Source organism: Cobetia marina, assembly GCF_001720485.1.
GTDB classification, from domain to species: domain Bacteria; phylum Pseudomonadota; class Gammaproteobacteria; order Pseudomonadales; family Halomonadaceae; genus Cobetia; species Cobetia marina.
The window spans coordinates 1228581-1249517 of record NZ_CP017114.1 but is presented as its reverse complement, the minus strand read 5'-3'; the positions used below and the strand labels follow the sequence as shown (position 1 = coordinate 1249517).

The window sequence follows — 20937 nt, the reverse complement described above, 5'->3', positions numbered from 1 at the left end:
AACCGTTATGCGCTGGCTAAAAGGTCTCGTTCTGGCCGTGATCCTGCTGATCGTTCTGCTGGTCGGCATCCTGTTTGCCGTTCACAACCAGCAAACCGTGCCTCTCGACCTCATCTGGCTCGAGCTGCCGGCTGCCTCACTTTCCATGTGGCTGCTGTTTTCACTGGCCATCGGCGTCGTGCTCGGCATGATCGCCATGACCGGCATGTATCTGCGCCTGCGCACGCTGTTGACCCGCGCGCAGCGCCGCAACCAGCAGCAACGCAAGGAACTGGACCAGCTGCGCATCCAGGAGATCAAGGAAGTGGCATAAATGCCTGACCTGATACTGCTGGGACTGCTGATGGCCGCCATTGCCATCGGGTTCTGGCTGGGGCGACGTGATCGTCGCCCCACTACGCAAACTCCCGCCCCTGCCACCTTGTCCCGCGACTATTTCGTTGGCCTCAATCATCTGCTCAACGAGCAGCCTGATCGCGCCATCGAAACCTTCGTACAGGCCTTGGAAGTCAACAGCGACACGGTCGATACCCACATCGCGCTGGGTAACCTGTACCGCAGTCGCGGGGAGGTCGACCGCGCCGTCAAGATCCACCAGAATCTGCTGGCACGCCCGGCCCTCGACAGCGAGCAGGGCGAACGCGTACAGCTGGAACTGGCCCGCGACTTCATGCGCAGCGGTGTCTACGACCGCGCCGAGAAGCTGCTGGAAACCCTCCTCAAGCAGGCCCAGCACGATGACCATCGTCGCGCTGGCCGACGCCTCCTGATCGACCTGCTCGAGCGTGAGCGAGAATGGGAGGCTGCCCTCGAGGTCGCGCACCCCATCCTGCGTCAGGAAGGTGGCATCCGACGCGCCGCCGCCCACTGGCACTGCGAACTGGCGGCCCTCGATATCCTCGAAGGCAGTCAGGCGGTGGCGCGCAAGCGCCTCAAGCAGGCACTCTCCACGGATGAGAAATGTGTGCGCGCCAACTGGATGCTGGCCGAGATCGAATACGAGCATGCCAACTACAAGCAGAGCATTCGCCTGCTGCAGCGCATTCCGCGTCAGGACACCGGTTTCACTCCCATCATTCTCGAACCGCTCGGCAAGGCATTCCACATGCTGGACGACGAAAGCGGACTGGTGCGCTATCTGCAGCAGGAAGTCGAGCGCGGCCCCTATACCACCACGGTGGTCAGTCTCGCCCAGTTGATCGAGCGCCGGGAAGGAGTCGAGGCCGCTGTCAGCTTCGCCAGCGAGCAATTGCATCGCCACCCCAGCCTGCGGGGCGTCGACTATCTGCTCGACCTGTACCTGCTGGATGCCGATGAGCGCGAGACCCAGCGCTTCAGCCTGCTCAAGCGCCATACCCAGCAGCTGATCGAGGCACGCCCTCGCCATCGCTGCCACCGCTGCGGATTCGAGGCCTCGATGCTGCTGTGGCAATGCCCGAAATGTCGCCACTGGGGTACCGTCAAGCCGATCACCGGACTGGAAGGCGAATGAGCCCCCGCATTCCGTGACTCGCTCATCTGGACCAGCCCGTCAGTTCAAGCCCGTCAGACCAAGCACGTCAGCACAAGCACGTCAGACCAAGTGCGCCCGAGCAGGATGCAAGACGCCCCCGCCGCTTTCGCGACGGGGGCGTCTCGTCATTCCAGGGCCTGAAAGCCCTCGACTCTCTGGCTCGTCAGGCGACGCGAGGCCCACGCAGACGCGGTGACAGCGTCTCTCCTGCCCCGCAGGCCAGCACGATGGCCCCCAGGAAATACGGCCAGTCCTCTAGACTCAGGGCCGCCACGCCAAGCGCATCAATGAAGATCGCCACGATGCAGATCGGGCTGACATAGCGAATCATGAACAGCCAGATACGGTAGCCTCCCTCACTCAGATCCAGCTCATCGCGCAACATGCTGCTCTTGAAGACGAAACCGGCCAGCAGCGCCATGGCGATGCCACCGATCGGCATCATCCAGCGCGAGGTCAGGTAATCCAGCCAGTCGAAGAAGTGCTTGCCGGCCAGGGTCCAGTCCGCGCCCAGATTGAAGGACAGCATCGCGAACATCGCGACCAGCCACAACACGCTTCCGGCAAGCCACGATGCCTTGGTGCGACTCATGTTGCGGTTCTCGCTCAGCCAGGCGACGGTGGCCTCGATCATCGAGATCGCGGACGTCAAGGCGGCAATGGAGAGCATCGCGAAGAACAGTACCCCGAACAGCTGACCGAAGGGCATCTGGTTGAAGGCCACCGGCAGGCTCATGAAGATCAGCCCCGGACCGGAGGACGGGTCCATGCCATTGGCGAAGATGATCGGGAAGATCGCGAGTCCCGCCATCAGCGCCACCAGCGTATCGGCGATCGCGACCGTGAAGGTGGTGCGAGCGATGGAGGTGCCTGACGGCAGATAGGAGCCGTAGGTCAGGATGGCGCCGGAGGCCAGCGACAGGGTGAAGAAGGCATGCCCCAGCGCGGCCAGCACGCCCTCACTGCTCAATCGGGAGACATCGAAGTCGAACAGGAAGTGGAAGCCTGCCGAGAAGTTGCCGGAGGTCAGGGCGTAGCCGATCATGATCAACAGCATGATCACCATGCCCGGCATCATCCAGCGCACGCTCTTCTCGACCCCCTCCTGCACGCCACGCCCGACGATCAGCATGGTCACTACCGTCACCAGCGTCGCCCAGCCACCCAGTGCCCAGGGATTGGCGTTGCCAGCCTCGAAGATACCGCCCAGCTCAGCGACGCCATGTCCGGACAGCGACCCGCTGGCCATCTTCCACAGGTAGCTGAAGGACCACCCCGCGACCACGACATAGAACGACAGGATCATGAAGCCGGCCAGCATCGCCATCCAACCGAAGACCTTCCACAGCGGGCTGGCCCCCGCTTCCCGGGCCAGGTTGGCGATCGCCTCGATGGGGCTGCCGCGACCACGACGCCCGAAGGCGATCTCCGCCATCATCACGGGCACGCCCACGGCGAGAATGCAGGCCAGATACACCAGCACGAAGGCGCCTCCGCCATATTCACCGGTGATATAGGGAAACTTCCAGATATTGCCCAGCCCTACCGCGGAACCGGTAGCTGCAAGGATGAACCCCCAGCGACTGATCCAGAGATTCTTGGGTTGCTGTCTTGCCGTCATGGAATACCTTACGAGTTATTGTTGTGAGCCAGTGGTGATCGACGCAACGCCTTGCCGTCTCGGGTGCTCACGCAGACCATTTTACTGATAAGAAGGATGTTCGTCCGCGATTCCTGTGGAAAATCCCCACACGCACCTCGCAAAACGTCTGCGATAGCGCCATTACCAAGCGACGCCATTCACTCTACATCAGCCACTGCTAATTGGTAACATTTGAAACGACTATCAGAGCAGGCGCTTGGCAAGGGAAGTCCATGCCGGGCGAGGATCAGTGCGGAAGCCGACATCGACGAGTCACTGGAGTAAGCTCATCCATGAGCGCACCTGAAAGCGCTAGCGGCAGAGCCTCGGAATTCGCTGAGCTGACAGGTATCTCGCCCTCTCAAGCAGCGCAGACAAGGAGTCGTCATGCATCGTCAATTCGCGGTGATCGGACTGGGGTATTTCGGCAGTACCGTCGCGCGGGAGCTCAGGCGCCACGACCATGAAGTGCTCGGCGTGGATCTCGATGAGAAACGTCTCAATGCCATGGCGGACCTGCTCAATCAGGCCGTCATTGCCGACCCGACCGATGAGCATGCCCTGCGTGAGCTTGGCCTCGAACAGTTCGACGCCGTGTTGATCGATCTGGCCGACTCGATGGAGCAGAGCCTGATCTGCGCGCTGCTGGCCAAGGAACTCGGTGCCAGGGAACTGTGGGTCAAGGCGACCTCGGATGCGCATCACAAGCTGCTCAGCCGTCTGGGCGTGGACCACATCGTGCACCCGGAGTACGACCTGGGCGTGCGGGTGGCGGAAAGCCTCGCCTATCACGCCATGGTCGACTTCATCCACCTGGGCGATCACCAGTTCGTGGTCGAGCTGGAGGTCAGCGAGCGTCTGTGCGATGACTGCCAACAGCTCGATCAGCTCCCCATCGATGAGGACATCAGCGTGATCGCCTTGCGCAAGGGCGCGACACTCGATCGCAAGCCTTCCGGCAGTACGCGGCTGTCCGCTGGCGATCATCTGGTACTGATCGGCGAACTGAGCGCACTGCGCAAGCTGGGGGCCCATCTGTGAGGCAGCGCTACCGACGCTATCTTCGCCCCCTGACCCGTGGCCCACGTGGCCCCATCATCCACCTGTCGCCTCCGGAGATCCTGCTGGGCGGCTTTCTGGGACTCAGCATGCTGGGGGCCTGCCTGCTGAAACTGCCAGGCATGCATCAGGAGGGCCTCAGCTGGCTGTCGGCACTGTTTACCGCCACCTCGGCGGTGACCGTCACCGGGCTTTCCGTCACCCCGCTCAGCGAGTTCACCTTCGCCGGGCAGGCCGTCGTGCTAGTATTGATCCAGCTGGGCGGCCTCGGTTTCATGACCATCGCCGCCCTGTCACTGGTGATGCTGGGGCAACGACTGCCGATGCATCAGACCAGCCTGCTGCGTGAAGCGCTCAACCGCAGCAGCTCACGCGAGATCGGCCGACTGCTCAGGGTCATCACCGCCTTTGCGGTGACACTTGAACTGGGCGGCGCTCTGCTGCTGGCGCTCGAATGGATGCCACGCCATGGTTGGGGACGCGGCATGTGGCTGAGCCTCTTCCACTCGGTCTCGGCCTTCAACAATGCCGGCTTCACCCTGTGGCCGGACAGCCTGTTGCGCGAATCCCGCAACCCGCTGGTCGCAAGCGTCATCAGCCTGCTCTTCATGACGGGTGGCATCGGCTTTGCCGTGATCGGCGAACTGCGCGAGCGCAGGCGTGAGCATGGGTGGCGCGTGCTGCTGCACCCCTCACGCTTCTCCGTACAGACACGCCTGGTGCTGGAAGCCACCATCGCACTCAACCTGTTGAGCCTGGTGGTGATACTGGCGCTTGAATGGGGCAACCCCGATACCCTGGCAGGCATGCGTGATCATGGCGAACGCTTCATCTCAGCAGCCTTCATGGCAGTGACGCCCCGTACCGCCGGCTTCAGCATGTTCGATACCTCCGCGATGACACAGGCCTCGACCCTCTGGACCATGGCGATGATGTTCATCGGTGGCGGGAGTGGCTCGACGGCCAGTGGCATCAAGATCACCACCTTCGTGGTGCTGCTGCTGACCACTCGCGCCTTCCTGCGCCAGAGACACTCACCGACCCTGCATGGCCGCCGTATCGGAGACGAGACTGTCTTCAAGGCCATCGCCGTGGCCTTGGCCGGCATGCTGTTGATCTTCAGCATGCTGTTCGGGCTGACCATCACCGACCCCGACCACGACTTCCGGTCGTTGGCCTTCGAGACGGTCTCGGCGTTCGGCACCGTGGGACTGAGCCTGGGGGTGACGCCGGAGCTTTCCGCTCCCGGACAGTGGTTGATCATCATCACCATGTTGCTGGGACGCACCGGCCCGCTGGCACTGGGTTACCTGCTGGCGACCCGCAGCCGTCCCGGCGTCAGCTATGCACGCACCGAACTCTCCATCGGCTAGGCAGCACGACTTGCCTGACGCACTTTCTCTCCCCCTGAACGACGAAAGCCCCGATGCAGGGCATCGGGGCTTTTCACTCGAACGACAGGAGCGGCGAAGCTGTCAATGGCTCAACGGCAACGGCTTCGACCAGCGACCTCAGTGATCATCGTCATCATGATGATCATCGTGGTCGTCATGCTCCTCAAGGCGCTGATGGGTATGGCCTTCGCCATCGTACTCATCCACCCGAGCCTTGAGTTTCTGGCCAGGACGGAAGGTCACCACGCGACGCGCGGAGATCGGAATCTCCTCGCCTGTCTTGGGATTGCGCCCCGGACGCTCGCGTTTGTCACGCAGATCGAAGTTGCCGAAACCGGACAGCTTCACCTGTTCGTTCTCACGCAGGCAGCCACGAATCTCATCGAAGAAGACTTCGACCATCGACTTGGCTTCGCGCTTGGACATGCCAAGCTCTGCATGGAGATGCTCGGCGAGTTCCGCCTTGGTCAACGCTCCCATGTCCGCTCCCTCGTTCAAGTGGCGACTCATGCTCTCAGCGCCGCCCCGAAACGTGTGTGGCCATCGGCGACGATCGCATCGACTAACTGATTGATTTCCTCATCATTCAGCGTGCGCGAAGGATGCTGCCAGGTCAAGCCCAGAGCGAGCGACTTGTGACCATCGGCTACCCCCTGGCCCTGATAGACGTCAAACAGGCGCAGATCCGTCAGCCATTCCCCGGCTTGCGAGCGGATGGCGTCGAGCAGCGACTGCACGTGCACGCCCTCTTCGACCACGAAGGCCAGGTCACGACGCACTTCCGGATACTTGGAGAGCGGTGCAAAGTGCGGCAGACGGCCCGCACAGGCAGCGGCCAGCGTGATCTCGAACACGAACACCTCGACCTTCAGGCCGAGTTCGGCACGCGCTGCCGGGTGCAAAGCCCCCATCCAGCCTGCCGGCTCGCCGTTGAAGAACAGCTGAGCGGACTGACCCGGATGAAGCGCCGGATGCTCGGCAGCCTCGAAACGCCAGGCATCCAGGTTGCCGCCCAGTGCCAGCAGTGCCTCGACATCGCCCTTGAGATCGAAGAAGTCGACCTTGTCACGACCGCCATTCCAGCCTTCCGGCAGACGTGCGCCGGTGATCAGGCCACCGATCATCGGTGTCTGCTCGAGGGAGTCCAGCTCACCACGGAACACAAGCCCGGTCTCGAACAGGCGCACGCGCGACTGCTGACGATTGAGGTTGTGACTCAGTGCCTTGACCAGCCCCGGCAGCAGCGAGCTGCGCATCACGGCCATGTCGCTGGAAATCGGGTTGGCCAGTGCCGGCGCCACTCCGTGCGGGTCCAGCGTCTTCTGCAGCTCAGGCGCCACGAAGCTGTAGCTGATCGCTTCCTGATAGCCCCGCGCCACCAGCTGACGACGCAGGCTGGTCAGCGGCTGGGTGGTCTCATTGGCCACGGCCGGTGCCAGGCGCGCGTTCGGGCGGCTGACCGGCAGATTGTTGTAGCCGTGGATGCGCGCCAGCTCCTCGATCAGGTCAGCCTCGATGCTGACATCGAAACGCCAGCTCGGCACCGTCACCTGCCACTGGCTCTCGCCATCGGCCACGACCTGCATGCCCAGACGCTCGAGGATCTCGACGATCTCGGCATCCGGCAATGCCATGCCCAGCGTGCGCTCGACACTGGCGCCGCTCAGGCTGACGACGGCGGCCTTGGGCAGCGCTGCGTCGCTTGCGACCTCGATGATCGGGCCCGGCTTGCCGCCGGTGATCTCGAGCAGCAGAGCCGTCGCCCGCTCGATGGCATCACGCTGCAGCTGCGCGTCCACACCCCGCTCGAAACGATGCGAGCTGTCGGTGTGCAGGCCATAGCTGCGCGCCTTGCCAGCCACGCTCAACGGCGCGAAGAAGGCCGACTCGAAGAAGATGTCGCGCGTCTCGCCGTTCACGCCACTGCCTTCGCCGCCCATCACGCCAGCGATGGCCAGCGGGCCCTTCTCGTCGGCGATGACCAGGGTGTCGTCACGTAGCGCGACTTCCTGACCGTCGAGCAGCGTCAGCGGCTCTTCAGCGGCCGCCATGCGCACCTCGATGCCACCGTTCAGGCGCGCCAGATCGAAGGCGTGCATCGGCTGACCGAGCTCCAGCAGCACGTAGTTGGTGACGTCGACGACGGGGTCGATGCTGCGGATACCACTGCGGCGCAGACGCTCCTCGAGCCATAGCGGGGTGGTCGCGGCGACATTGACGTCGCGCACCACACGCCCCAGATAGCGCGGGCAGGCCTGCGGCGCACTGACGGTGACCGGGAAGGTGTCGTCGATCTGGGCCGCGACCGGCTCGATGCTCGGTGCCGTGACGGCAAGACGATTGAGCACACCGACTTCGCGTGCCAGGCCCTTGACGCTCAGGCAGTCACCGCGGTTCGGAGTCAGATCGACCTCGATGGCGCTGTCGTCGAGGTTCAGGAAGTCACGGGCATCACGGCCCACCGGCGCATCCGCGGCCAGCACCATGATGCCGTCGGAGGCTTCCGCCTCCAGCCCCAGCTCGGAGGCACCGCAGATCATGCCGCGGGATTCGACACCGCGCAGCTTGGCCTTGCGAATCTTGAAGTCACCCGGAAGCTTCGCGCCGACTTGGGCGAAGAGCACCTTCTGACCGGCGGCGACATTCGGCGCGCCACACACGACCTGCACCAGCTCACCACTGCCATCATCCACCTGACAGACGTTGAGGCGATCAGCCTCCGGATGCGGTTGCTTGTCCTTGACCTCGGCCACGACAACACCGGTGAACTCACCGGCGACGGGCTCGATACCATCGACTTCCAGACCGGCCATGGTGACCTGATCGGCCAGCTGCTGGGTGTTCAGTTCCGGCGACACCCACTCACGCAGCCACTGTTCGGAAAATTTCATCTTGCTGTCCTGTTCCGTATGTTCACGCCCTCACGGCGCGATACGTGAATGAGTGCCTAGCTGAACTGGCGAAGGAAACGCAGGTCGTTCTCGAAGAACAACCGCAGGTCATTGACGCCATAACGCAGCATCGCCAGACGCTCCACGCCCATGCCGAAGGCGAAGCCGCGGAAGCGTTCGCTATCGATACCGGAGTGACGGAAGACTTCCGGATGCACCATGCCGCAGCCCATCACCTCGAGCCAGCCGGTGTGGGAGCAGACACGACAGCCGTCACCGGCACACATCACGCACTGGATGTCGACTTCGGCGGACGGCTCGGTGAACGGGAAGTAGGACGGACGGAAACGGACTTCCAGATCATCGCGCTCGAAGAAGGCATGCAGGAACTCTTCGACGGTGCCCTTGAGGTCAGCGAAGCTGACGTTCTCATCTACCAGCAGACCCTCGACCTGATGGAACATCGGGGTATGGGTCAGGTCAGAGTCGCAGCGATAGACACGCCCTGGGCAGACGATGCGCAGCGGCGGCTCACTGGCCTTCATGCTGCGCACCTGCACCGGCGAGGTATGCGTACGCAGCAGACGCGTGGCGTCGAAGTAGAACGTATCGTGCATCGCACGCGCCGGGTGATGCGACGGGATGTTCAGCGCTTCGAAGTTGTGGTGGTCATCTTCGATCTCCGGGCCTTCGGCAACCCCGTAGCCGATGTGCGCGAAGAAGCTCTCGATGCGCTCAAGCGTGCGCGTCACCGGGTGCAGGCCACCCACTGGCTCGCCGCGTCCCGGCAAGGTGACGTCGACGCGTTCAGCAGCCAGTCGTGCATTGAGCGCTGCCGTTTCCAGCGCGGTACGACGCGCTTCCAGCTCGCCGTTCAGCAGCTGCTTGGCTTCGTTGATGGTCTCACCGGCCTTGGGACGCTCTTCGGGGGACAGTTTGCCCAACCCCTTGAGCAGCGCGGTGATCTCGCCCTTCTTGCCCAGAAAGCGTACCCGCACCTCATCGAGGGTCTGGACGTCTCCGGCCGCCTGGATCGCGGTGCGTGCTTCGTCCACCAGGGTGGAAAGATGTTCCATCCGTTCAGCTCCGATCGCTTGAGTCATCGACGTGGTAGAGCCCACGTCAATGGAAGTCGCGCCGACCCGAAGATCGGCAGGGAGAACGCTCCGTCCGCGGTGAGTCACACAGACGGTCGCGCCCTTGCCAGAGTCCGGCCCGATCCGCGGCCAGTCTCATTCATGTTCGCGCTGGCGCCTCTCCCGAAATCCGAGGGAGACACCAAACAAAAACAGGGGAAGAGCGGCTGCTCTTCCCCTGTGACGTAACACGTCATCTCGATGCCACCTGAGCTGTCCAATGCAAGCATTCGACAGTCGCGCCTCGACTCACCACTCGCGTGGCTGGCCGGTGCCGGGCGACATCTGATCCGGTCACTTACTGAGCAGCCTTGGCCTTCTCGACGATGGCAGCAAAGGCAGCTTTTTCGTGAACCGCGATATCGGCGAGGACCTTGCGGTCGATCTCGATATTGGCCTTCTTCAGGCCAGCGATGAAGCGGCTGTAAGACATGCCATTGATGCGGGCCGCAGCGTTGATACGCGCGATCCACAGGGCACGGAACTGACGCTTGCGGACACGACGGTCACGGTAAGCGTACTGGCCGGCCTTGATGACAGCCTGCTTGGCTACGCGGAAGACGCGTGAACGCGCTCCGTAGTAACCCTTGGCCTGCTTCATGATCTTCTTGTGACGGCGACGTGCGACGACGCCACGCTTGACGCGGGACATAGCGTACTCCTGATATTAAGAAAGTTGGACCGAGGTAAGGACGGCTTACAGGTTCGGCAGCATGCGCTGGATCAGCGCCTTGTCTGCAGCGTGAACCTGCTTCATGCCACGCAGCTGACGCTTACGCTTGGTCGACTTCTTGGTCAGGATGTGGCTACGGAAGGACTGCTTGTGCTTGAAGCCGTTGGCAGTCTTCTTGAAGCGCTTGGCAGCGCCGCGGTTAGTCTTGATCTTCGGCATGAGTATTAACTCCGCTCGGTTTCTTGAGAAAATCCAAGGCCGACAAAAAGAGCCACGCCCGCAAGCGTGACCCTGATGTGTCCGTTCTACTGCCTGTGGATCACTTCTTTTTCGGCGCGAGAATCATGATCATCTGACGGCCTTCCATCTTCGGGAAGGACTCGACGGTCACGAGTTCACCGAGGTCGCCGGCGATACGTTCCATCAGCTTGCGGCCGATGTCCTGATGCGCCATTTCACGACCACGGAAGCGCAAGGTAACCTTGCCCTTGTCTCCGCCTTCGATGAAGCGAGTCAGGTTACGCAGCTTGACCTGATAATCGCCTTCATCGGTACCAGGACGGAATTTGACTTCCTTGACCTGGATTTGCTTCTGCTTCTTCTTCTGAAGATTCTTCTGTTTCTTCTCATCGAAAAGAAACTTGCCGTAATCCATGATCTTGCAGACGATGGGATCGGCATTGGAAATCTGGACGAGGTCGAGCCCTGCCTCTTCGGCCTTGGTGAGCGCTTCCTTCGTCGGCACTACGCCGACCTGCTCTCCATCTGCGTCGATGAGGCGGACTTCGTCCGCACGAATACGGTCATTGATGGGAGCCCGCTTTTCCTGGGGGCGTCCGCGCTGATTATTCCGCTTGATCGTTGCGTCTCCGTTTGGCTGAAATTCGTTACTGTCAGACCTGTTCTTCCTTCAGGCGTTCCATGAATTCTGAAACTTTCATGGTGCCGAGGTCTTCACCGGAACGGGTTCTGACAGCTACTGCATCAGCTTCCACTTCCTTGTCGCCGACGACGATGAGGTAAGGAACCTTCTGCAGAGTATGCTCACGGATTTTAAAGCCGATCTTCTCGTTCCTCAAGTCTGCTTTGACACGGATGTCATGTTTCTCGAGGCGAGAGACCAGATCCTTGGCATATTCTGCCTGGGAATCCGTGATGTTCATCACGACAATCTGCTCCGGGGCGAGCCAGAAAGGCATCGCGCCAGCGTGGTGCTCGATCAGTATGCCGAGGAAGCGCTCGAAGGAGCCGAGAATCGCACGGTGCAACATGACCGGAGTGCGACGCTCACCGCTTTCATCGACGAACTGGGCACTGAGACGCTCAGGCAGATTGAAGTCGAGCTGTAGCGTACCACATTGCCAGACACGATTCAGGCAATCTCGCAGGGAGAATTCAATCTTTGGTCCATAGAAGGCGCCTTCGCCCGGCTGAAGCTCCCACGGCAGGCCGGTCGCATCCAGTGCCGCCTGCAGGCCAGCCTCGGCCTTGTCCCAGGCTTCCGGCTCACCGATGAACGACTCGGGGCGTGTCGAGAGCTTGAGCTCGACATCCTCGAAGCCGAACTGACGATAGACTTCCAGCGTCAGTCGGATGAAGTCTTCCGCCTCGGACTGCACCTGATCATCGGTACAGAAGATGTGAGCATCGTCCTGAGTGAAACCACGCACACGCATCAGGCCGTGCAGAGAGCCTGAAGGCTCGTTGCGATGACAGGAGCCGAACTCGGCCAGACGCAGCGGCAGGTCGCGGTAGCTCTTGAGCCCCTGATTGAAGACCTGGACGTGGCACGGGCAGTTCATCGGCTTGACAGCGTACTCACGCTTCTCGGACTCGGTGGTGAACATCAGCTCGTTGTAATGACCCCAGTGCCCGGACTTCTTCCAGAGCGAAAGATCGACGACCTGAGGCGTCTTGATCTCCTGATAGCCGTTGGCTCGCTGGATGCGGCGCATGTACTGCTCGAGCACCTGATACATGGTCCAGCCATTCGGGTGCCAGAACACCATGCCCGGTGCCTCTTCCTGCATGTGGAAGAGATCCAGCTTCTTGGCCAGCTTGCGGTGGTCGCGCTTCTCGGCTTCCTCGAGACGCTTGAGGTAGGCCTTGAGCTGCTTCTTGTCCGGCCAGGCGGTGCCATAGATACGCGTCAGCATCGGCTTGGTGGAATCACCACGCCAGTAGGCACCTGCCAGCTTGAGCAGCTGGAAGTGCTTCAGGTGACGCGTGTTCGGCACGTGCGGGCCACGGCACATGTCGGTGTATTCTTCATGGTGATACAGGCGGATGGTATCGCCCTCACCGATGCCTTCGATGATTTCCTGCTTGTACGGCTCTTCACGCTTCTCGAAAGCGGCCATGGCCTCGTCACGCGAGACGTACTCGCGGACCACGTCGTACTCGCTGTCGATCAGCTGCTTCATGCGCTTCTCGATGGACTCGAGGTCTTCCGGCGTCACGGAGCGACCGAAATCGATGTCGTAATAGAAACCGTCATCGATGACCGGACCGATGGCCATCTTGGCATCCGGATAGAGCTGCTTGACGGCATGACCAATCAAGTGGGCGCAGGAGTGACGGATCACGTCCAGGCCTTCGGCATCACGGGCCGTGAGAATGGCGACGTCAGCATCTTCGGTGATCATGTCGGCGGCATCGACTTCGACGCCGTTGATCTTGCCGGCGACACACGCCTTGGCAAGGCCGGGACCGATGGATTCGGCCAGCTGCATCACGGAAATCGGAGTATCGAAGGTACGCTGGCTGCCGTCAGGCAGGGTAACGATAGGCATGAAGGAATCCTTGCATTCAGTGGTGGCCCTTACCAAGGGTCACGTGAAGCGAATTTAGCCGAGCGCCCGGGGCGTCGGCTCGATGGGGTGGTACGGATCATGGACGGAACGGTTGCCGTCCCCGGCCTACGATGCCAGGGGAAGCTGCCGTGATGGCGCAGAGCGCTGACGCGCCGGCCACACATCACGGACGCACGGACCGATGGCCCATGATCGAGACAAGACCTTAGCAGCCCACTCAAATAGCGTAAAGACACACTCATGAGCAGGTACATGATCATGAAGGGGAAACGCAGACGGGGCGCCCGAAGGCGCCCCGTCTGATTCAGCTTACCGCGATGGGCTTACTTGACTTCAGCAAGCTCGACGCGACGGTTTTCAGCACGACCTGCAGCGGTGTCGTTGCTGGCAACCGGCTGCTCTTCACCGTAACCCATGGTTTCCATGCGGTTGGAACCGACACCTTCAGAGGCCAGATACGCCTTGACGGAGTCAGCACGCTTCTGGGAGAGCTGCTTGTTGTAGGAGTCAGAACCCACGGAATCAGTGTGACCTTCGATACGGACACGAACGTTCTCGTTGGACACCAGCTTGGCAGCCACACCGTTCAGCACTTGCTCAGCGCCGGAGGTCAGCTTGGCGGAGTCGAACTCGAAGTTCACGTCGCGCAGCACGAGGTCAGCGACACAGCCCAGGGCGTTGACCTTGGCACCTGCCGGAGTGTTCGGGCACTGGTCCTGGTAGTCCGGCACGCCGTCACCATCGGAATCCAGCGGGCAGCCTTTCGCGTCAACAGTGACGCCGGCCGGGGTACCCGGGCACTGGTCCTTGTAGTCAGCAACGCCGTCACCGTCGGTGTCCAGCGGGCAGCCTTTCGCATCGACTGCGACGCCTGCCGGAGTACCCGGGCATTCGTCACGATCGTTCGGCACGCCATCGCCGTCGTCGTCCATGGACTTCGGAGCGTCGTCAGCACACAGCAGTGCACCGGCAGTCGCGCCGCCCACGGCACCCAGAGAAGCGCCGGTGTCTTCGTCGCTGTCGCCAGAGACGCCGTAACCAATCCCCCCACCGATCAGGCCACCGGCCAGACCGCAGACGAACGGCTGGCTGTACCACGGCTTCTCAGCGGATGAGGACTGGGAAGCAGAGCTTGCACAGCCAGACAGGCCAACAACCAATGCAGACCCCAGAACCAGGCCAGTCGTAGATCTTTTCATGTAAGACTCCTTCTTTACACAGCGCTATTTGTAACGGGGTGTTACGCAGCGGCTCCGAGTATAAGAGCCGAACTCGTTACGGTGAAAGGAATTTTATATACCTCATCCCTTTAGAAGAAAGCACATCTGAGTGCGTCCTTCCAGCTCTGATCGGGTCTGTTTCCCTTGAAAACGGTACCGATCCTCATGCATACGTTGAAGGAAAACAGTGTTTTTTGCAACGTCGAAAAACTTTGACACTACCTGTATCATTTAAGAGACGCTGTAAAAGTCACGATTCATGCACCGTTCAGGTGGTGACGCACCAGTCCCTCGAAGAGCGCGACACCCGGCATGATCAGGTCATCCGGGAAATCATAGCGGGGATGATGGAGTCCCGGGAGCGCTTCACCGGCCCCCAGCGTGAACATGGCGGCATGGCATTCTCGCCCCAGCACTCCGAAATCTTCCGACCAGCGATGTGCCTGATCCAGCTCATGACAGGGCTGCCCCACCTGCGCCGCCACGCGACGAATCACCGCGTTCGCCTCAGCTGAATTCCAGGTCGCCTCAAAGGCATCGCACCAGTCCACCTCGATGCCGAGATGGTCCTCTTCCGCCTCACTGCGGGCCAATGAGACCGCCGCCTCGGCGAGGGCCTTCATCATGTCGTTGCTTTCCGTGCGCAGGGTCGCCATCACCTCGGCATCCCCCGGCGCGGTGCCGAAGGCGACCTCCCCCAGCCGCGCGTGCACCAGAGTGACCATGGCAAGCCCCGTCTCGTCCGCGAACTGCAGCGGCAGACGAGAGAGTCCCTGCATGATGCGACACATGGCCATGGCGGGACTGCGCCCATTCTCGGGATGGGCTGCGTGGGCGCACAGTCCGGAAAGCCGCACGATCATGCCCCGCGAGGCACAGGTGAAGGCGTCATCACGGACGCTGACCTCTCCCAGCGGCCGCCCCGGCAGATTGTGGCAGGCATAGAGGAAATCCGGCTTGATGGTCTCGAAGGCCTTGGTGCGTACCACCGCACGCGCACCCTCTCCCGTCTCCTCGGCGGGCTGGAACAGCAATACCACCTCGCCCCTGGCTACCGGGCGCCTGGCCAGGCGCTGCGCCACTCCCAGCAGCCACGTCATGTGCCCATCGTGACCACAGAGATGGCCGACATGCTGGTGACAGGATGACCAGTCTCCCCGTGGCACCTCATCGATGGGCAACGCATCGAGCTCACAGCGCAACATGACCCGCGGGCCGGGCGCGGCGCCGCGGAAGATGGCCGCCAGACCATGCCCCCCCAATCCCGTGACCACCTCGGCGCCTGCCTCTTCCATCCAGCCGGCGATCAGGGCCGAGGTAGCTTCCTCCTGCCCGGACAGCTCCGGTGCCCGATGCAGCGCATGACGCAGCTCGATCAGTTCAGTTCCCAGCAGCGGGAGCGTATTGTTCATGCCAGCCTCTCAATGGCCTGATACCACCCGAATTCACACGATGCCCTGCGGCTCGTGACCCGCGGGTCCGAAGCAAATGCTCTCCCCGCCCGTGCGCAGCACCCGATGCCGCTATAGCGCCTGACCCAGATCCGTCGGTGCCACGGGCCGTTCACGTCCCAGGTACTCGCGATACCACACCGGCATGCTTTCCAGCACGCATTGCGCTGCCTGCTGAAGAGGCTTGGCCATCTCTTCCTCGACGGCGATGCGCTCCTTGTCCTCTGCCAGCCGCTCACGCGGGCTCAGTGCCTTTCGTGCCGAGTGGGTATGCAGGTGGGACACTCGCCCGTGCAGGGTGCCAAAGGCCCCCAGGACGTCATCCTCTGCCAGCGAGGTATCCAGTATCTCGATCAACACCTTGCAGCGCAGCCCCCCTTCCACGAGGTCCACCTGGCCGGCCTGCATGGCACGGGCAATCGCTTCAAGACTCTCCAGGCAATTGGCGCGTGCACGCGTCAACTCCTCTGCACGCAACGCCTCGCGCTTCCTCACCTCACGGCGCAACTTGAGCGCATAGGCCGTCAGACCGGCGATGATGATGAGTGCAATGACGATCAGAATGATGCTGGTACTCAGGGACATGCGATTCTCCTGCCGAAATCAAGTGACGAGTATAGGGACTGCGGACGGGACACCCAAGGCGGCGCGATGCCCCAGGGGCCCCCGCGCGATGCCTGACAGAAAAAAAGCCCCGTATCCAGCGGGATACAGGGCTTTCTGATCAGCAGGTAATTCGCTCAGCGCCCCGCCATCAATGTCTCGAAACTGGCCTTGAGCTTGAGGTTCTGGGCCTGATGGGAGTAGCCCGTGGCAAGTGCGGCCAGGGTTCTGCTCAGCGCATCGGAGTCGCTCTCCAGCAGATGGGTACAGCGCTCGGCCCACTGCATCGGGCTGGATTGCGCGGCCATCACCAGCGAGGGGTGATCGTCGAGCAACTCGGCCGAGCCGACACGCGCGTTGAGCAATACCGGGGTACCACAGGCCATGGCTTCCAGCGCGACACGTCCGAATTCCTCGATATGTGCCGGCAGAACGAACAGGTCCAGCGCGCCATAGAGCGTTTCGACCTCGGCGATGGTCGAACGCCAGATCATGCGCTCAGCCACACCGGCCACCTGTGCCTGCTGCTGGTAGGGCGCGGCATCATCCTTGCCCACCACCAGAAAGCGATAGCGTCCGGGGCTGGCCTGCTCCATCAGCGCGGCCATGGCGACGAATCCGGCCACATTGCGCTTGGTGAAGTTCCCTGAGGTCACCAGCCCGATCAACTGCTCTTCCCCACTGACGCCAAGCGCCTCACGCTGGGCTTCACGGCCGGCACGTGCACGCTCGGGCGTGAACTGCACCGGGTCATAGCCCGGGTAGCTGATCTCGATCTTGTCCGGCGAGATCGCGTAGCGCTCGACGAGATCATCGCCCATCATGCGCGAATTGACCGCCACCTGACGGAACTTGCCACCGTTGAGCACGTGATCATGGATCGCGGCCACTTCATGATTCTCAGGCAGATCACGGCCATGGATGCACTGTGACGCCAGATGCACGCAGTTGTGCAGATAGACGGTATCCAGGCTCTCGCAATCCCCATGGCTGACCAGCAGGTCCGGCGTGTGGCGACGGGCCCATGCCTGAACCCGACGATTGAACCAGAAGCGCCGATAGGCCCCCTTGAACGGCCAGCGCCACAGACGCACCAGCTCCGCGCCATGCTCCCGCGCCAGCTCAGGCTTGCCACGTTCGGCGAGAATCACCACGCGATACCCCAGCGCGGTCAGGGCGTCCGCCTGCTCGAAGGCGTTGCGACTGGCACCGGTGCTCTTCTCGACCTGACGAATGGCAATCGCGGCCAGCTTTTCTGACCTCGCGAGACCCGCGCTCACGAGGCCTCCGGGGCTTGATGCATGGAATCGCCACGGCCGACCGCGTAATACATCAGGCCGGCAGACTTCATGGCGGACGGCTCGAAGAGGTTGCGGCCATCCACCACCACTGGGAAGGCCAGCTGGGTCTTGAGCCAGCCGGCATCCAGCGTGCGGAATTCCTTCCATTCGGTGCACACCGCCAGCGCATCCGCGCCCTTGACCGCCTGGATGCGATCCGCCACCAGCACCAGGTCATCGCGCTCACCGTAGATACGACGGCATTCCTTCATCGCTTCCGGGTCATAGGCCTGCACCTTGGCACCCGCCGCCCATAGCGCTTCCATCAGCGTGCGGCTCGGCGCGTCGCGCATGTCATCGGTGTTCGGCTTGAAGGCCAGCCCCCAGACGGCAATCGTCTTGCCGGCGAGATCCCCATCGAAGGCACGTGACAGCTTCTCGAACAGCGTGACCTTCTGGCGCTTGTTGACGGATTCCACCGCGGTGAGCAGCTCGGCCTCATAGCCTACCTGACTGGCGGTACGCGCCAGCGCCTGGACATCCTTCGGGAAGCAGGAGCCACCGTAGCCACAGCCCGGGTAGATGAAGTGGTAACCGATGCGCGGATCACTGCCGATCCCGCGACGCACTTCCTCGATATCCGCGCCCAGGCGCTCGGCCAGGTTGGAGATCTCGTTCATGAAGCTGATCTTGGTGGCCAGCATCGCGTTGGCGGCGTACTTGGTCAGCTCGGCGGCGCGCACATCCATGAACATCAGCTTTTCATGGTTGCGATTGTAGGGGGCATAGCATTCGCGCATGCGCTCGCGCACCGCCTCGGAATCGGTGCCGACCACGATGCGGGCACCGCGCGTGAAGTCCTCCAGCGCCGCGCCCTCCTTGAGGAATTCCGGGTTGGAGCAGACATCGAACGCAACACTCACGCCGCGGTGCTTGAGCACCTCTGCCACGCGGGCATGCACGCGATCCGCAGTGCCCACCGGCACGGTGGACTTGTCGATGATGACCTTGTAGTCATCCATGTGCTCACCGATGGTGCCCGCCACGGCCAGCACGTACTTGAGATCGGCACTGCCGTCTTCATCCGGCGGCGTGCCCACGGCAATGAACTGCAGCACGCCGTGCGCGACGGCCTCGCGGGCGTCGGTGGTGAAGTTGAGACGTCCCGCCTCCACGTTGCGCGTCACCATGCTCTCGAGCCCCGGCTCGAAGATGGGGATCTCACCCTGCTTGAGGCGCTCGATCTTGGCGGCGTCCACGTCCATGCAGATCACGTCATGGCCAACATCCGCTAGACAGGTGCCGGTGACCAGACCTACGTAACCTGTTCCGAAGACAGTGATTTTCATGTCAGTCCTTGGGTGTCTCTGAGGGTAGTGAAGGGGGTGACAGGGTGATCGGCGCGGAGGTTTCCCTCGCCGTCACGCCAGAAGATTGTGCACGAGCGGATGACGCGCCATCCGAAGCGCTGTCGAGCAAGCCATCCGGACTTTCCAGCAGACGCGTCGTGGCCTCCACGGCCTCTTCCAGTTCTTCGGCACCGGGGGCCAGCGGCCGGGCAAGAAAGTCCGACGGCAGATCCTCGAAGAAGTTCAGACGCCCCAGTTGATCCAGCACTGGATGGCGCTCGCGCGGCTGATAGCAGGCCGACCAGGGTGACAGACATGGCTTGTCCCCCGAGAAGTGGATTCCCATCCAGTCACTGGCCAGATAGGGAAGATCAAAACTGGCGAACGGCTGACGGGCATGCTCGCGCAGATGCACCATCTCACGCTCGGGATTGGGACCACGCCCCGCCTGCCACAGCCACAGGGGAATGCGATAAGGCGCCTGGCTGGGGCGATCACCGCCATGCACGTAAGCATCGCTGAGCGGATCATGCTCAAGACCATGATCGGAAAGGTAGAGCACGCCGGCATGGCGACCCTCGAGACGTTGGAAGACGCCCTCCAGCACCTGGTCCGTGAAGCGGATACTGTCGTCATAGGCATCGGTCAGCGGCGAGGTACTGTCCGGTGTCAGGAAGTAACGCAGCGAGTCGGGGTACTGCAGGCTGGCCGGCGGATGGCTGCCGTACAGATGCAGTACGATCAGTCGCGGCCCTTTGACCTTGCGCGCCAGTGCCTCATCGAGTGCATCCAGCAGTCCGTCGTCGTACTCCGTCATGATGGTTCTGGCGACGTCGGCACGCTGGGCGATGGCGGTGATCCAGGTGCGCTCGGAGGTGATATCGAGCCCCTGACGTGACAGCCACTCCGTATGCATGCCGGCCTGATTGGCCAATGAAATCAGGTTGGCATCCAGATAGCGCGGCGAGAAGGTGCGCGGGTCCATCAGACTGGAAAGCATCGGCACCGCCAGCACCGTCTGCGGCGCCGGCGCGATAGCCTGATCAAAGACCACCAGCTGATCACGACGGGCGTCGAGATTGGGCGTGGTCGGGCGCGAATACCCGTAGAGCGACAGCTGATCACGCCGCTGGGACTCACCGATCACCAGCACGAAGACCGCATCATCCGGCACATCAGGGCTGAGCGTGACCTTGCCGAAATCGTAGTCATCCGCCATCAATGCCTTGAAACGCTCCTTTTCCCACCAGGCATGTGAGGTGGTGGCCAGGTTCCAGCCCGGCGATACCGACAGCGTGGTGATGGCCAGCGGCACGCTGGCACGCCCCCACTGCCAGCTACCAGCCAGCAGCATCAGCATCCAGAGCACGAAGGCGATTCCGCTGCGCCCCCCCAGCCGGGCACGAGCCAACCCCGCCCCATGGCGATTGGCCAGTGACAGGGCCAGCAGGAAGAACCCCAGCGGCACGATGAGTGCCAGCGGGAACTTGAACAGCATCGCCATCGACTCGCTGCGACTGGTATCCAGCGAACTCAGCGCGAAGGCCAGGCCATAGCGCGAATCGTAATAGACGGCGCTGACCACACTGGCCGAGAGATTGACGCCCAATGCGGCCATCAGGCCAAGTGCCGGCCAGCGCCAGCGTGGGCGATGGGCTGCCGCCAGCAGACACGGCCACAGCAGCAGGTTACCGACCAGGATCAGACCGCCCTCGAGCAGCCCGTGGTAGATCAATGGCACCAGACTGGCCAGCGATGACAGCAGCACGGCGCTGATCAGCCCACCGGCGACACCGCCATCGGTGCGTCTGGCAAAGAGAGCACGCCCCGCGCGGCGCAGCATGCCTTCGCCACCACCGGCCCCGGGCCGCTCATTGTCATGGGTTTCACGCATCATGAGTCATCTCGCTCAG

General features: G+C 62.2%; 18 protein-coding genes. 4 read left to right on the top strand and 14 right to left on the bottom strand.

Features of this window, described 5'->3' with window-relative positions; all coding sequences use genetic code 11:
* Nucleotides 1–7 precede the first annotated feature (7 nt).
* Together BFX80_RS05320 and lapB are read left to right on the top strand one after the other, a co-directional pair.
* Complete coding sequence (locus BFX80_RS05320; protein WP_077374623.1) at nucleotides 8–313, top strand: lipopolysaccharide assembly protein LapA domain-containing protein; 306 nt, start codon at nucleotides 8–10, stop codon at nucleotides 311–313.
* Nucleotides 314–1492, top strand: coding sequence for a lipopolysaccharide assembly protein LapB (gene lapB, locus BFX80_RS05315; protein ID WP_084208132.1), 1179 nt, complete (start codon nucleotides 314–316; stop codon nucleotides 1490–1492).
* A 184-nt stretch (nucleotides 1493–1676) separates the two neighbouring features.
* Here the strand turns inward: lapB and BFX80_RS05310 are convergent, their stop codons facing one another.
* On the bottom strand, nucleotides 1677–3134 hold the full coding sequence (locus tag BFX80_RS05310) for a sodium-dependent transporter (RefSeq protein ID WP_077374627.1): 1458 nt from the start codon (nucleotides 3132–3134) through the stop codon (nucleotides 1677–1679).
* Between the two features lie 408 nt (nucleotides 3135–3542).
* Between BFX80_RS05310 and BFX80_RS05305 the strand changes: the two genes are divergently transcribed.
* Nucleotides 3543–4196 (top strand): potassium channel family protein, encoded by a 654-nt coding sequence (locus tag BFX80_RS05305; protein ID WP_084208131.1) that lies wholly within the window; start codon nucleotides 3543–3545, stop codon nucleotides 4194–4196.
* Nucleotides 4193–5587 carry a TrkH family potassium uptake protein gene (locus BFX80_RS05300; protein WP_084208130.1) on the top strand — a complete coding sequence of 465 codons (1395 nt, stop codon included), beginning with the start codon at nucleotides 4193–4195 and terminating at the stop codon, nucleotides 5585–5587. The genes BFX80_RS05305 and BFX80_RS05300 overlap by 4 nt, the downstream gene beginning before the upstream one ends.
* A gap of 138 nt (nucleotides 5588–5725) precedes the next feature.
* Here BFX80_RS05300 and ihfA read toward each other — a convergent pair whose 3' ends face one another.
* The 13 genes from ihfA to BFX80_RS05235 form a co-directional block, all read right to left on the bottom strand.
* A complete protein-coding gene (gene ihfA, locus BFX80_RS05295) occupies nucleotides 5726–6088 on the bottom strand; it encodes an integration host factor subunit alpha (protein WP_103751403.1) in 363 nt (120 codons plus the stop codon).
* Between the two features lie 26 nt (nucleotides 6089–6114).
* Nucleotides 6115–8499: a phenylalanine--tRNA ligase subunit beta gene (gene pheT, locus BFX80_RS05290; protein WP_084208129.1), complete on the bottom strand. Its 2385-nt coding sequence runs from the start codon at nucleotides 8497–8499 to the stop codon at nucleotides 6115–6117.
* A gap of 56 nt (nucleotides 8500–8555) precedes the next feature.
* Nucleotides 8556–9575 (bottom strand): phenylalanine--tRNA ligase subunit alpha, encoded by a 1020-nt coding sequence (gene pheS / locus BFX80_RS05285; RefSeq protein ID WP_084208128.1) that lies wholly within the window; start codon nucleotides 9573–9575, stop codon nucleotides 8556–8558.
* Between the two features lie 358 nt (nucleotides 9576–9933).
* Nucleotides 9934–10287, bottom strand: a complete 354-nt coding sequence (rplT, locus tag BFX80_RS05280) for a 50S ribosomal protein L20 (protein WP_043335644.1) — start codon at nucleotides 10285–10287, stop codon at nucleotides 9934–9936.
* 45 nt (nucleotides 10288–10332) lie between these two features.
* Nucleotides 10333–10527: a 50S ribosomal protein L35 gene (gene rpmI, locus BFX80_RS05275; protein ID WP_043335648.1), complete on the bottom strand. Its 195-nt coding sequence runs from the start codon at nucleotides 10525–10527 to the stop codon at nucleotides 10333–10335.
* Nucleotides 10528–10627: 100 nt separating this feature from the next.
* Entirely contained in the window at nucleotides 10628–11083 is a 456-nt protein-coding gene (gene infC / locus BFX80_RS05270; RefSeq protein WP_449240086.1) for a translation initiation factor IF-3, read from the bottom strand.
* Nucleotides 11084–11201: 118 nt separating this feature from the next.
* Nucleotides 11202–13100 (bottom strand): threonine--tRNA ligase, encoded by a 1899-nt coding sequence (gene thrS, locus BFX80_RS05265; protein WP_084208127.1) that lies wholly within the window; start codon nucleotides 13098–13100, stop codon nucleotides 11202–11204.
* 344 nt (nucleotides 13101–13444) lie between these two features.
* Nucleotides 13445–14320 (bottom strand): OmpA family protein, encoded by an 876-nt coding sequence (locus BFX80_RS05260; RefSeq protein WP_065392602.1) that lies wholly within the window; start codon nucleotides 14318–14320, stop codon nucleotides 13445–13447.
* Nucleotides 14321–14598: 278 nt separating this feature from the next.
* Nucleotides 14599–15753 (bottom strand): amidohydrolase, encoded by a 1155-nt coding sequence (locus tag BFX80_RS05255; protein WP_084208126.1) that lies wholly within the window; start codon nucleotides 15751–15753, stop codon nucleotides 14599–14601.
* 111 nt (nucleotides 15754–15864) lie between these two features.
* Nucleotides 15865–16377, bottom strand: coding sequence for a DUF2489 domain-containing protein (locus BFX80_RS05250; protein WP_077374644.1), 513 nt, complete (start codon nucleotides 16375–16377; stop codon nucleotides 15865–15867).
* A gap of 155 nt (nucleotides 16378–16532) precedes the next feature.
* A complete protein-coding gene (locus BFX80_RS05245; protein WP_084208125.1) occupies nucleotides 16533–17675 on the bottom strand; it encodes a glycosyltransferase family 4 protein in 1143 nt (380 codons plus the stop codon).
* Complete coding sequence (locus BFX80_RS05240; RefSeq protein WP_084208124.1) at nucleotides 17672–19024, bottom strand: UDP-glucose dehydrogenase family protein; 1353 nt, start codon at nucleotides 19022–19024, stop codon at nucleotides 17672–17674. Before BFX80_RS05240 ends, BFX80_RS05245 begins: the two co-directional genes overlap by 4 nt.
* Nucleotide 19025: 1 nt before the next feature.
* Nucleotides 19026–20921, bottom strand: coding sequence for a phosphoethanolamine transferase (locus BFX80_RS05235; protein ID WP_084208123.1), 1896 nt, complete (start codon nucleotides 20919–20921; stop codon nucleotides 19026–19028).
* Nucleotides 20922–20937: the final 16 nt, after the last annotated feature.